This window comes from Streptomyces sp. NPDC047706 (genome assembly GCF_043204795.1).
Lineage (GTDB): Bacteria > Actinomycetota > Actinomycetes > Streptomycetales > Streptomycetaceae > Streptomyces.
In genome coordinates this window covers 21070-33392 of the sequence record NZ_JBIDCW010000019.1, presented here as the reverse complement: position 1 = coordinate 33392, position 12323 = coordinate 21070, and the positions used below count along the sequence as shown (strand labels likewise).

The window sequence follows — 12323 nt, the reverse complement described above, 5'->3', positions numbered from 1 at the left end:
GGCGCGGCTAGAACCCCTCTTCGCCCAGAAGCTCCGCATCTTCCCCCTCTTCCTCCAAAGCCCGCCTGACCACCCGCAGAGCCATCCCCTCGGGATAGCCCTTGCGCGCGAGCATCCCCGCCAGCCGCCTGAGACGCTTGTCGCGGTCGAGACCGCGGGTGGAGCGCAGTTTCCGGGCGACGAGTTCACGCGCGGTCGCCTCCTCCTGCTCGGTGTCGAGCTGGGCGACGGCCTCCTCGATCAGCGTGGAATCGACGCCCTTGGTCCGCAGCTCCTGTGCCAGCGCCCGCCGTGCCAGCCCCCGGCCGTGGTGCCGGGACTCCACCCAGGCGTCCGCGAAGGCACTGTCGTTGATCAGGCCGACCTCCTCGAACCGGGACAGCACCTCCTCGGCCACGTCGTCCGGGATCTCCCGCTTGCGAAGGGCGTCCGCGAGCTGCTTCCGCGTGCGCGGGGTCCCGGTGAGCAGGCGCAGGCAGATCGCCCGTGCCCGCTCAGCCGGGTCCCCTGGGGACTCCTCCTGCTCGGCCCTCGACAAGGAGGAGGTGCCCCCGTCCTCGGCGGACGGCTCCGAGGCGGACGGCTGCGGGAAGCCACGCCGGCGACGCCCGCGCCCCCGCCGTACGCCGGTCTCGCCGCGCCCCCCGCGGCCGCCGCGAGACCGGCCGCCATCGCCCGCACCGGGGTGCGAGGCCCCGTCGTAGCGATCCTCACCATGCCCGGTCCCGGCAAAGCGCCCCTCGTCCGCGCTCCCCGGGTCCGGCTCCCGCGGGATGCCGGCGTCGGGGTATGCGTACTCGGCCCAGTCGGTTCGCCGTGTCACGGGTCAGCTCTTGGCAGCCGCGGCCTTGGTCTTCGCGGTCTTGGCCGCCGCCGGGGCCGATACCGCCTTGGCCGGGTCGTCCGCGGGAGCGGAGACCGCGGCGTCCGTGCCCGGCTCCGCCGCGGGCTCCTCCGGACGCACCCCCACGCCCAGCTTCTCCTTGATCTTCTTCTCGATCTCGTTGGCCAGGTCGGGGTTGTCCTTGAGGAAGTTGCGGGCGTTCTCCTTGCCCTGGCCGAGCTGATCGCCTTCGTAGGTGTACCAGGCGCCGGCCTTGCGGACGAAGCCGTGCTCCACACCCATGTCGATCAGGCCGCCCTCGCGGCTGATGCCCTGGCCGTAGAGGATGTCGAACTCGGCCTGCTTGAAGGGCGGCGCGACCTTGTTCTTGACGACCTTGCAACGGGTGCGGTTGCCGACCGCCTCCGTGCCGTCCTTCAGGGTCTCGATGCGGCGGATGTCGATGCGCACCGAGGCGTAGAACTTCAGCGCCCGGCCACCGGTCGTGGTCTCCGGCGAGCCGAACATCACGCCGATCTTCTCGCGGAGCTGGTTGATGAAGATCGCGGTGGTCTTGGACTGGTTGAGCGCGCTGGTGATCTTCCGCAGGGCCTGGCTCATCAGGCGGGCCTGCAGACCCACGTGGCTGTCGCCCATCTCGCCCTCGATCTCCGCACGCGGGACGAGCGCGGCGACGGAGTCGATGACGATGAGGTCGAGGGCGCCGGAGCGGACCAGCATGTCCACGATCTCCAGGGCCTGCTCGCCGTTGTCGGGCTGGGACAGGATGAGGTTGTCGATGTCGACGCCGAGCTTCTTCGCGTACTCGGGGTCGAGGGCGTGCTCCGCGTCCACGAAGGCGACCTGTCCACCGGCCTTCTGAGCGTTCGCCACCGCGTGCAGGGTCAGGGTCGTCTTACCGGAGGACTCCGGGCCGTAGATCTCCACGACACGGCCGCGCGGCAGACCGCCGACGCCGAGGGCCACGTCGAGCGCGGTCGACCCGGTCGGGATGACCTCGATGGGCTCCTTCGCCCGCTCGCCCATGCGCATGACCGCGCCCTTGCCGAATTGCCGTTCAATCTGTGCGAGGGCGGCGTCGAGTGCCTTCTCGCGGTCGGTACCTGCCATGGGTTCCACCCGGTTTGCTTGAGTCGATCGCTTCACGTCAAAGACGCTAACGCCTGCCACTGACAATGCGCCCCGACGCCGGTCCAGCCTGTGGATAACTCGGGCACTTCTCCATCAAATCCCTGTGGAAATCCCCGCCGAGAGCCTCACCGGAGCCTCCATAAGAATGGATGTTCGATTTTTATGTCAAGCTCACCACGCGGCACTTCCGAGACTACGACCGCGCACCGACACCGGTCCCCGGCACCACCCCACAGCCCCGGAACCCGCCCGGCCTCCCTGTGTACTGGGCCGCCGTTGCCGAGGACGCGGTGCGGACGGTCCTCAGCACAGGCCTACTCGGACGTCAGTCGGACGTCAGTCGGACGTCAGTCGGACGTCAGTACGTACTCAGGCCGCGCCGCCCGTCACGACCGTTCGTCCGCGGCGCCTTCCCTCTGCTCGCCCGAAACCCCCGAAGCCCCTGCTCCCGAGACCACCCCCGAAGCCCCCGAAGCCCCAGAAGCCCCAGAAGCCCCAGAAGCCCCAGAAGAACGATCCGCACCGCTCCCCGGCCCCCCGGACTCCGCCGTCCGCAGCCCCACCCACACCCGCCGCGCACGCGTGACCAGCCGGGTCCCCGGTGCCTGTCTGCGGTGCCCGTGGACCCGAGGGTCGTCCGTGACGTCGTACCGCTTCACATACGCGCCGAGGAACGCCTGGAGCGTCGCGATCGCCGGGATGGCGATCAACGCACCGACCGCGCCGAGCAGGGCGGTGCCCGCGACGACCGACCCGAAGGCCACCGCGGGGTGGATGTCGACGGTCTTGGAGGTCAGCTTGGGCTGCAGCACGTAGTTCTCGAACTGCTGGTAGATCACGACGAAGATCAGTACCCACAGCGCGTACCAGGGATCGACCGTGAAGGCGATCAGCATGGGCAGGGCGCCCGCGAGATACGTACCGATGGTGGGGATGAACTGCGACACCAGCCCCACCCAGGCGGCCAGCACGGGCGCGTACGGCACGCCCAGGATCTCCAGCAGTAAGAAGTGCGCCACTCCCGAGATGAGCGCCATCAGACCACGCGAGTAGAGATAGCCGCCGGTCTTGTTGACGGCGATCTCCCACGCGCGCAGCACCTCGGCCTGCCGGGCGGGCGGCAGCACGGAGCACAGCGCGCGGCGCAGCCGCGGGCCGTCGGCGGCGAAGTAGAACGCGAACAGGGTGATCGTCAGCAACTGGAACAGGCCCCCGAGCACCTGCGCGGACACGTCGAGGACACCGGTCGCGCTGTTCTGCACGTAGTTGCGCAGCCAGTCGGAGCGGAGCACGCCCTCCTGGATGTCCACGCGTCTCAGCTCGGTCTTGAAGTGCGTGTTGATCCAGTTGATGACGGAGTCGAGGTAACCCGGGAAGCCCTCGACCATCGTGATGATCTGGCCCGCGAGCATGGAGCCGAGCAGTGTGACGAAGCCCGCCGAGAGGATTATCACAGCGAGGAAGACCACGCCCGTGCCCAGCCCCCTGCGCATTCCGCGCGAGGCCATCCAGCTCACGGCGGGCTCGATGGCGAGAGCCAGGAAGAACGCGATCAGGACGTTGATCAGCAGTCCGGTGAGCTGGTGGAAGGCCCAACTGCCCAGCTGGAACACGGCGACCAGGGCGAGCGCCAGGACCATGGCGCGCGGCAGCCAGCGCGGCATGCGCCCGCCGGGAGCCCCGCCACCACCGGCGGTGGGCCGGGGCGGCGGCGCCGTGCCGGAGGGAGATGCGTGCGGGGCTGCCTGCCCTGTCTCGTCTGCCACGATGCAAGTCTCACTCACGCCACCGGCAATCGGGTGACGTCCTGCGATCTTCGTGACAGCTCAGCGCCTTTCCTGCGGCACGTTCATGACCGCGCAGACCACACGCCACACATCCCTGGCCTCCCAGCCGGCGTCGAGTGCCTGGTACACGGTGCGTTCGCCGAGCTCCGACATCACGTGATCGCGCGCGAAGGTGTCGGCGTAGCCCGTACCGAAGTGCTCCGCCATCCGCTCCCAGAAGACCGTCAACCTCATGACACCAGTATCCCGCCCCTGAGAGTGGGCCCGAGCCGGGAGCACCTGCCGAGACCGCTTTGCGTCCTACGGTCTGAGCCATGGCCGAAACAGGAGCTTCACCACTCCCCCCGACGCCCCCGGCGCACTCCCCGCTGTTCCGCGCCGAGCAGTTCGTCTGGCTCACCGCGCGCGTGCTGGAGCAGCGCCTCTTCGCGTACCACTTCCTCCACGGCGGCGCCGACCCGGTCGAGACGGCACTGGACGCCTACCGCAACCAGGACGGCGGATACGGCCACGCCCTGGAACCCGATCTGCGCGGTCCGGTCAGCCAGCCGCTGCACACCGCGCACGCCCTGCACGTGCTGGACGCCGTCGGGCGCTGCGGCGGCCAGCGCGTGGAGCGGGTGTGCCGCTATCTGACGTCCGTCTCCGCCCCGGACGGCGCCCTGCCGACGGTCCATCCCAGCCAGCGCGGCTATCCGGCGGCCCCCTTCGTACCGGTCGTCGACGATCCGCCGAGCGAACTCCTCGCCACCGGGCCGGTGGTGGGCGTCCTGCACCGCAACGAGGTATGGCACGCCTGGCTGTTCCGGGCCACCGACTTCTGCTGGCAGGCCGTCGAGTCCCTGGAACCGTCCCATCCCTACGAGATCCAGGCGGCCGTGACCTTCCTGGACTCCGCGCCCGACCGCCCGCGCGCGGAGGCGGCCGCCGACCGTCTGGGCCGGCTGGTCCGCGAACACCGCCTCGCCGCATTCGATCCCGGGCATCCGGACACCTGCCCCGTCGCTCCGGGGTACGCCCCCGGCGAGCACCACTTCCCGCACGACTACGCCGGGACGCCGCACTCCCTCGCGCGCGCGTGGTTCACGGACGACGAGATGGAACGCTCCCTGGACCTCCTCGCGAGCCAGCAGCAGCAGGACGGTGGCTGGCCCATCCGCCGGCGCCGCTGGGCCCCCGCCCCCGCTCTGGAGGCCCGCCCCCTGGCCACCATCCAGGCCCTGCGCACCCTCAGGTCCTACGCCCGGCCCATCGGCTGACTCCGCACCTCACCCACCGATCGCCCGTACCCCCGCCGTCACCACGACAGCCGCCGCGACGACCAGGAGAAAGGGAGCACGCAGCATCAGCGCCACGGCGGCCGCGGCGACCCCCGCGGCCCGCGCGTCCAGCACCAGCGCCCGCCCGTCGGCGAACGTCTGCTGGGCCGTGAGGGCGGCGAGCAGGGCAACCGGCAGCAGCGCGGCGAGCTGCCTGACGAGGGGCCGCTCCAGCACGCCGGCCGGCACCAGCAGCCCGGCGAGCTTCACGGCGTAACAGCTGACGGCGGTGACACCGATCGCGATCCAGACGTTCAACGAACCTGCTCCCGTCCCGCGCGACGCCCCCGCATCCACAGCACGACCGGTGCCGCCAGCGCGGCCACCAGCACCGGCAGACCGGCGGGCAGCACCGGCAACAGCCCCAGCCCCAGAAGGACGGCGAGCCCGGCGACCACCCGCTCGGTCGCGCTCGTCAGCATCGGCGCCAGCAACGCCAGGAAGACCGCCGGCCCGGCCGCGTCGAGTCCCCATGCGGCCGTGTCGCCGATGGCCTCGGCCCCCAGCGCGCCGAGCAGCGTGGTCAGGTTCCACAGCACGTACAGGCTGAGGCCGGTCACCGTGAAACCGATCCGGACGCTGCGCCGCGTGGGCTGCGCCAGCGCGACCGCGGCCGTCTCGTCGATCACCCACTGCGCGGCGAACGGGCGCACCGCGCGCGGGAGGGCAAGCAACTGCGACAGGCGCAGCCCGTAGAAAGCGTTCCGCACGCCGAGGAAGAAGGCGCCCGCGGCCGCCGTGAACGGATTGCCGCCCGCGGCGAGCGCCCCCACCAGCGCGAACTGGGAGGCCCCGGTGAAAACCAGCAAACTGAGCGCACACGTCTGCCACAGCGTGAGCCCGCTGCCCGCCGAAGTCACCCCGAAGGCGAACCCCGACAGTCCTACGGCGACTCCGACGCCGAGGGCGTCCCGTACGACGGCGGCGTCCGGCCGTCCATCGGTGCGTATGTCTGCGAGAGCTGTCTGATCTGCCACGCGTCGGACGGTAGGCGCACCCGCCCGGTGGCGTCTTGTACGTTCTTGCGCTCCCGCTGGTAGGCCCCCGGTGGCACCCCGACGATCCGGCTGAAGTGCCGGTTCAGGTGAGGCTGGTCCGTGAACCCCACCAGTGCGGCGGCCTCCGCGGGCGCCGTCCCCCTGTCGAGCAGCCGACGCGCCCGCCGCACCCGGGCATCGGTCAGCCAGGTGTGGGGCGGCATCCCGTACGACTCGCGGAACGCACGCAGCAACGCGAACGGGCTGGTCCCGAGCTCCTCCGCAAGCCTCTCCAGGCCTGGCGGCTCGGCCATCCGCGCCTCCAGCACCTCCCGCGCGCGTGCCGCGGTCCGGGCCCCCGCCGTCCGCACCTCCCGCTGCGGCAGCGGCCCCCCGTTCAGCCGCAGCAGCCGCGTCACCGCGACCCGCAGAAGCGTGTCGGCGGCGAGGGCGTTTCCCTCGTCCGCGGCACGCAGGACCTGATGCACCAGTCCCACCGCGTACGGATCCTCGAGTACCGGCCGCACAAATCCGGGGGTGCCCCGGATCACCGTCGTCTCGGCAGCTATCTCCGCCACCAGGTCCGGCGAGGGATAGACAGCCCCGTACCGCCACCCCTGCGGCACCCCGGCCCGTCCGGTGTGCGGCGTGTCGGGATTGACCAGCGCCAGCGCCCCGGCCCCCGCGTACTGATCGCCCCCACCGTGGTGAAAGACCTCCACCCCGTCCGCGATGGCGGCGATCACGAAGTGCTCGTGCGTGTGCCGCACAAAGGTCTTCCGCACGTACCGGGCACGCAGCAGATCCACACCGGGCAGCTCCGGGTACTGCCAGTGCCGCGCGCGCTCACCCGACCCCATGACGTCATTCTCCGTCACCCGGCCGATGACGGCGGGGGCCCCGCCGCCCACGCTCTCGCACGGCGGGCAGGGGACGTGCCGGGGGTGTCCGCCCGCAGCGGTCGGCGCGTCAACCCGCATCCGGCACCCCACACCCCCGCACCCCCGCACCCCCGCACCCCCGCACCCTGAAACGCCACCCGCACCGCCACAGGCACCTCCCCCGCACAAACCTCCAGCTCAACCCCATTGTCAGTGCCGAGGTGCAGGATGGACGCATGGCGAGCTCCACGCACCGAGCCCTGGAGGGCTTCTCCCCCGCGACCCGCGGCTGGTTCACGGGGGCCTTCTCCGCGCCCACCGCAGCCCAGGCGGGCGCGTGGCAGGCCATCGGCGAGGGCTCGGACGTCCTGGTCGTGGCCCCCACCGGCTCGGGCAAGACCCTGGCCGCCTTCCTCGCCGCCCTCGACCAGCTCACCTCGGCCCCCCACCCCGCCGACCCCAGGAAGCGCTGCCGCGTCCTCTACGTCTCCCCGCTCAAAGCCCTCGCCGTCGACGTCGAGCGCAACCTCCGCAGCCCCCTCACCGGCATTCGCCAGGAGTCCGTCCGCCTGGGCCTGGCCGAGCCGGACGTCAAGGTGGGTATCCGCTCCGGCGACACGCCGGCCGCGGAGCGCCGTGCGCTGTCCACCCGCCCCCCGGACATCCTGATCACCACACCCGAGTCCCTGTTCCTGATGCTCACGTCGGCCACCCGCGAGGCCCTGACCGGCGTCGAGACGATCATCCTCGACGAGGTGCACGCCGTGGCCGGCACCAAGCGAGGCGCCCACCTCGCCCTCTCCCTGGAGCGCCTGGACGAGCTCCTGCCGAAGCCGGCCCGCCGCATCGGTCTCTCCGCCACCGTCCGCCCGGTGGACGAGATCGCCCGGTTCCTCTCGCCCCGCCGCAGGGTGGAGATCGTCCAGCCGAAGTCCGGCAAGGAGTTCGACCTCTCGGTCGTGGTGCCGGTCGAGGACATGGGCGAACTGGGCGGCTCCCCGGCGTCCGACAGCGGCCCCGAGGGCGGTGACCGCCCGTCCATCTGGCCGCATGTGGAGGAGCGCATCGCCGACCTGGTCCAGTCCCACCGCTCCACCATCGTCTTCGCCAACTCCCGCCGCCTGGCGGAGCGCCTCTGCAACCGCCTCAACGAGATCGCGTACGAGCGTGCGACCGGCGAGCCCCTCGACGAACACCACTCCCCGGCCGACCTCATGGGCGGTTCCGGCGCCGCCCAGGGCGCCCCGCCCGTCCTTGCCCGCGCCCACCACGGCTCCGTCTCGAAGGAACAGCGCTCCCTGGTCGAGGAGGACCTCAAGGCGGGCCGTCTCCCGGCAGTCGTCGCCACCTCCAGTCTCGAACTCGGCATCGACATGGGCGCCGTGGACCTCGTCGTCCAGGTCGAGTCCCCCCCGTCGGTGGCCTCCGGCCTCCAGCGCGTCGGCCGCGCGGGGCACCAGGTCGGCGCGGTCTCCACCGGCGTGGTCTTCCCGAAGTACCGCGGTGACCTGCTCCAGGCGGCAGTGGTCACCGAGCGGATGCGCACCGGCGAGATCGAATCCCTGAGAGTCCCCGCCAACCCCCTCGACGTCCTGGCCCAGCAGCTCGTCGCCATGACGTCGATGGACACCTGGCAGGTGGACGACCTGCTCGCCCTGGTGCGCCGCGCCGCCCCCTTCGCCTCGCTCCCCGAGTCGGCCTTCACCGCCGTCCTCGACATGCTCGCCGGCCGCTACCCGTCGGACGCGTTCGCGGAGCTGCGCCCGCGCGTGGTGTGGGACCGCGTCACGGGCACGATCACCGGCCGCCCGGGCGCGCAACGCCTCGCGGTCACCTCCGGCGGCACGATCCCGGACCGCGGTCTCTTCGGCGTCTTCCTGGCCGGCGCGGACCCCAAGAAGGGCGGCGGCCGGGTCGGCGAGCTCGACGAGGAGATGGTCTACGAGTCCCGCGTCGGCGATGTCTTCACCCTCGGCACCAGTTCCTGGCGCATCGAGGACATCACGCGCGACCGGGTCCTGGTCTCCCCCGCCCCGGGTGTCCCGGGCCGCCTCCCCTTCTGGAAGGGCGACCAACTCGGCCGACCGCTCGAACTGGGCCGCGCGGTGGGCGCGTTCCTGCGCGAGGTCGGCTCCCTCGGCAAGGAGGACGCCCGCCTGCGCCTGCTCGCCGCGGGCCTCGACGCCTGGGCCGCCGACAACGTGCTGTCCTACCTCGACGAGCAGCGCGAGGCCTGCGGCCACGTCCCCGACGACCGCACCATCGTGGTCGAACGCTTCCGCGACGAGCTCGGCGACTGGCGCGTCGTCGTCCACTCGCCTTTCGGCGCCCAGGTGCACGCGCCGTGGGCACTCGCGCTCGGCGCCCGCCTGTCCGAGCGGTACGGCATGGACGCCCAGGTCATGCACGCCGACGACGGCATCGTGCTGCGCCTGCCGGACGCCGACCTCATGGGGCTGGATCTGCTGGACCAGGAGCCGGTGAAGCCGGGCACGGAGTACGACGCCGAGCAGGCCCCCGTCGGCGCCGCGGACGTCGTCTTCGACAAGGGCGAGGTCGACCAGGTCGTCACCGACCAGGTCGGCGGCTCGGCCCTGTTCGCGTCCCGCTTCCGCGAATGCGCCGCCCGGGCGCTGCTGCTGCCCCGCCGCAACCCGGGCCGGCGCACCCCCCTGTGGCAGCAGCGCCAGCGCGCCTCACAACTGCTCCAGGTGGCGGGCGAGTTCGGTTCGTTCCCGATCGTCCTGGAGGCGGTCCGCGAATGCCTCCAGGACGTCTTCGACGTGCCAGGCCTGGTCGAGCTGATGGGCGACCTGGAGTCGCGCAAGGTCCGCCTGGTCGAGGTCACGACCCCGGAGCCGTCCCCCTTCGCGCGCTCCCTGCTCTTCGGCTACGTCGCCCAGTTCCTGTACGAGGGGGACTCGCCGCTCGCCGAGCGCCGCGCCGCCGCGCTGTCGCTGGACTCGCGCCTGCTCGCCGAGCTGCTCGGCCAGGCGGAGCTGCGCGAACTGCTCGACGCCGAGGTGCTGACCGAGCTGGAGCGGGAGCTGCAGTGGCTCACCGAGGACCGCCGCGTCAAGGACGCCGAAGGCGTCGCCGACCTGCTCCGGATGCTCGGCCCGCTCACCGGCGCCGAGCTTGCCGAGCGGGGCGCCGAGCCGCAGTGGGCCGAGGAGTTGTCCCGGGCCCGCCGTGCGATCCGGGTCCGTATCGCCGGTGCGGAACACTGGGCGGCCATCGAGGACGCGGGCCGCCTGCGTGACGCGCTCGGCACGGCCCTGCCGGTCGGCGTCCCGGAAGCCTTCATGGAACCGGTGAAGGACCCGCTGGGCGACCTCCTCGCGCGCTTCGCCCGCACCCACGGCCCCTTCACGTCGGCCACGGCCGCCGCCCGCTTCGGCCTGGGCGTGGCGGTCACGGAGGGCTCCCTGCAACGGCTCGCGGCGTCGGGCAGGGTCGTACAGGGCGAGTTCCACCCGGCCGGCATCGGCCAGGAGTGGTGCGACGCGACGGTCCTGCGCAGGCTGCGCCGCCGTTCCCTGGCCGCACTGCGGCACGAGCTGGAGCCGGTGCCTCCGGCCGCTCTGGCCCAGTTCCTCCCGCAGTGGCAGCACATCGGCCGGGGGCACGCACTGCGGGGCATCGACGGACTGGTGCGTGCCATCGAGCAGTTGCAGGGTGCCTCGGTGCCCGCCTCCGCCCTGGAGAAGCTCGTCCTGCCGTCCCGCGTCGCCGACTACACCCCGGCGATGCTGGACGAACTCACGGCGGCCGGCGAGGTGGTGTGGGCCGGAGCGGGCGCGCTCCCCGGCAAGGACGGCTGGGTGTCCCTGTACATGGCGGACGCGGCCCCCCTGCTGCTGCCGCCCCCGCACCCGTTGGAGCCGACGGCTCTCCACGAGTCCGTTCTCGCCGCCCTCTCCGGAGGCTACGGACTGTTCTTCCGCCAGATCGCCGACCAGGTCCGCGCCACCACGCATCCCGAGGCCGGCGACCCCCAACTGGCCGACGCCCTCTGGGACCTGGCCTGGTCCGGCCGGCTGACGAACGACACCCTCACCCCGCTGCGCTCCCTGCTCGGCTCGGGCCGCACCGCCGGCGCCACGGCGCATCGCGCCAAGCGAACGGTGCCACGGGGCCGCTACGGCTCGCTGACCGCCGCCGCCCGTACGGCGTCGCGCAGCGGCCCGCCCACCGTCGCCGGCCGCTGGGCCCTGCTTCCGGCCCACGATCCCGACCCCACCGTCCGCGCCCACGCCCTGGCCCGTACCCTGCTCGACCGGCACGGCGTGGTGACCCGGGGCGCCGTCGCCGCGGAAGGCGTCGCGGGCGGCTTCTCGGCGACGTACCGCGTCCTGTCCGCCTTCGAGGAGAGCGGCCAGGCCCGCCGCGGCTACGTGGTGGAAGGCCTCGGCGCCGCGCAGTTCGCGATGGACGGCGCGGTCGACCGCCTCCGCGCCGTGTCCAACGCCCGCGACCGGGGCGAGAGCCCGCCCGACCCGGCCTTCGGCAACGGCGCCGGCTCCCCTCACGGCACCGGCACATACGGCACCGGCCCTCACGGCACCACCGCCTTCGGAGACGGCGCCCCCGGCTCGGCCGACGGCCACCCCTCCCCCGCCGACGCCCTCGGCCCCCTCCCGGACCACGCCTACCAGGACGACGACGCCTACTCCGGCACCGACGGCGAGCCGCCGCTCGCCCACCCCGCACCGGGCGAGTACGTGTCCCCGCGTGACCACGCCGCCCAGGCTCCCGCGTGGCAGAACGGCGGCCCTGCTCCTTACGGCACCGCACGGGGAAACCGCCCGACCCCCGCCTCCCGGGCCGTCGTCCTCGCCGCGGCCGACCCGGCGAACGCTTACGGGGCCGCCCTGCCCTGGCCCGAGCCCCCGACCGGTGCCGGTCACAAGCCGGGCCGCAAGGCGGGCTCACTGATCGTCCTGGTCGACGGCGAACCGGCCCTGTACATGGAGCGCGGCGGCAAGACCCTGCTGGCCTGGCCCGCCGACCCGGACGCCGCTCCTGACGACGACCCGCGTCTCGGCGCCGCCGCCGAGGCCCTCGCGGCAGCCGCCCGCGCCGGTTCACTGGGCACGGTCACCGTGGAACGCATCAACGGCGCCGCCGCCCTCACGTCCCCCGTAGGCACCCTCCTGGAGTCGGCGGGCTTCATCGCGACCCCCCGGGGTCTGCGCCTCCGGGCATGATCGCGGGCCTGGTCGCCCGCGGCGTCCCACAGCTCCGTGGCGGCCGGCAGCGCGACCGACCGTGCCCCCGAACCCGGCGGCGCACAGGCCCCCGCAATCAGCGACAGCTGCCTTCGCACCGATCCGCAGCACCCCTGGAGACCGCCCCCAGCGGCCCACCCTGAGAATCCGCCT

At 72.7% G+C, this 12323-nt stretch carries 9 protein-coding genes; 2 read left to right on the top strand and 7 right to left on the bottom strand.

What is annotated here, in order from left to right; translation table 11 throughout:
* Positions 1-7: 7 nt before the first annotated feature.
* The 4 genes from recX to ACGF8A_RS22395 all read right to left on the bottom strand — a co-directional run bounded on the left by recX (position 8) and on the right by ACGF8A_RS22395 (position 3996).
* Positions 8-823, bottom strand: a complete 816-nt coding sequence (recX, locus tag ACGF8A_RS22410; RefSeq protein WP_393110806.1) for a recombination regulator RecX — start codon at positions 821-823, stop codon at positions 8-10.
* A 3-nt stretch (positions 824-826) separates the two neighbouring features.
* On the bottom strand, positions 827-1954 hold the full coding sequence (gene recA, locus ACGF8A_RS22405) for a recombinase RecA (protein ID WP_393110804.1): 1128 nt from the start codon (positions 1952-1954) through the stop codon (positions 827-829).
* A gap of 407 nt (positions 1955-2361) precedes the next feature.
* Complete coding sequence (locus tag ACGF8A_RS22400) at positions 2362-3639, bottom strand: AI-2E family transporter (RefSeq protein WP_393111004.1); 1278 nt, start codon at positions 3637-3639, stop codon at positions 2362-2364.
* A 162-nt stretch (positions 3640-3801) separates the two neighbouring features.
* Entirely contained in the window at positions 3802-3996 is a 195-nt protein-coding gene (locus tag ACGF8A_RS22395; protein ID WP_393110802.1) for a DUF3046 domain-containing protein, read from the bottom strand.
* An 80-nt stretch (positions 3997-4076) separates the two neighbouring features.
* Here ACGF8A_RS22395 and ACGF8A_RS22390 point away from each other — a divergent pair, with 80 nt between their 5' ends.
* The gene (locus ACGF8A_RS22390) at positions 4077-5021 is read left to right on the top strand and encodes a hypothetical protein (RefSeq protein ID WP_393110800.1); all 945 of its coding nucleotides are present in this window, start codon (positions 4077-4079) and stop codon (positions 5019-5021) included.
* 9 nt (positions 5022-5030) lie between these two features.
* On the opposite strand, the gene ACGF8A_RS22385 is transcribed toward ACGF8A_RS22390, so the two are convergent.
* The 3 genes from ACGF8A_RS22385 to ACGF8A_RS22375 are packed head-to-tail and all read right to left on the bottom strand — an operon-like array spanning position 5031 to position 6918.
* The gene (locus ACGF8A_RS22385) at positions 5031-5339 is read right to left on the bottom strand and encodes an AzlD domain-containing protein (RefSeq protein WP_393110798.1); all 309 of its coding nucleotides are present in this window, start codon (positions 5337-5339) and stop codon (positions 5031-5033) included.
* The gene (locus ACGF8A_RS22380) at positions 5336-6058 is read right to left on the bottom strand and encodes an AzlC family ABC transporter permease (protein ID WP_393110796.1); all 723 of its coding nucleotides are present in this window, start codon (positions 6056-6058) and stop codon (positions 5336-5338) included. The genes ACGF8A_RS22385 and ACGF8A_RS22380 overlap by 4 nt, the downstream gene beginning before the upstream one ends.
* Complete coding sequence (locus tag ACGF8A_RS22375; RefSeq protein WP_393110794.1) at positions 5965-6918, bottom strand: AraC family transcriptional regulator; 954 nt, start codon at positions 6916-6918, stop codon at positions 5965-5967. Before ACGF8A_RS22375 ends, ACGF8A_RS22380 begins: the two co-directional genes overlap by 94 nt.
* 257 nt (positions 6919-7175) lie before the next feature.
* Here ACGF8A_RS22375 and ACGF8A_RS22370 point away from each other — a divergent pair, with 257 nt between their 5' ends.
* Positions 7176-12149: an ATP-dependent helicase gene (locus ACGF8A_RS22370; RefSeq protein WP_393110792.1), complete on the top strand. Its 4974-nt coding sequence runs from the start codon at positions 7176-7178 to the stop codon at positions 12147-12149.
* Positions 12150-12323: the final 174 nt, after the last annotated feature.

Excerpts from the sequence above, each read along its gene's own strand:
- recA (WP_393110804.1), bottom strand. The coding sequence starts at position 1,954 with ATGGCAGGTACCGACCGCGAGAAGGCACTCGACGCCGCCCTCGCACAG.
- ACGF8A_RS22400 (WP_393111004.1), bottom strand. The coding sequence starts at position 3,639 with ATGCCGCGCTGGCTGCCGCGCGCCATGGTCCTGGCGCTCGCCCTGGTC.
- ACGF8A_RS22395 (WP_393110802.1), bottom strand. The coding sequence starts at position 3,996 with ATGAGGTTGACGGTCTTCTGGGAGCGGATGGCGGAGCACTTCGGTACG.
- ACGF8A_RS22390 (WP_393110800.1), top strand. The coding sequence starts at position 4,077 with ATGGCCGAAACAGGAGCTTCACCACTCCCCCCGACGCCCCCGGCGCAC.
- ACGF8A_RS22375 (WP_393110794.1), bottom strand. The coding sequence starts at position 6,918 with ATGGGGTCGGGTGAGCGCGCGCGGCACTGGCAGTACCCGGAGCTGCCC.
- ACGF8A_RS22370 (WP_393110792.1), top strand. The coding sequence starts at position 7,176 with ATGGCGAGCTCCACGCACCGAGCCCTGGAGGGCTTCTCCCCCGCGACC.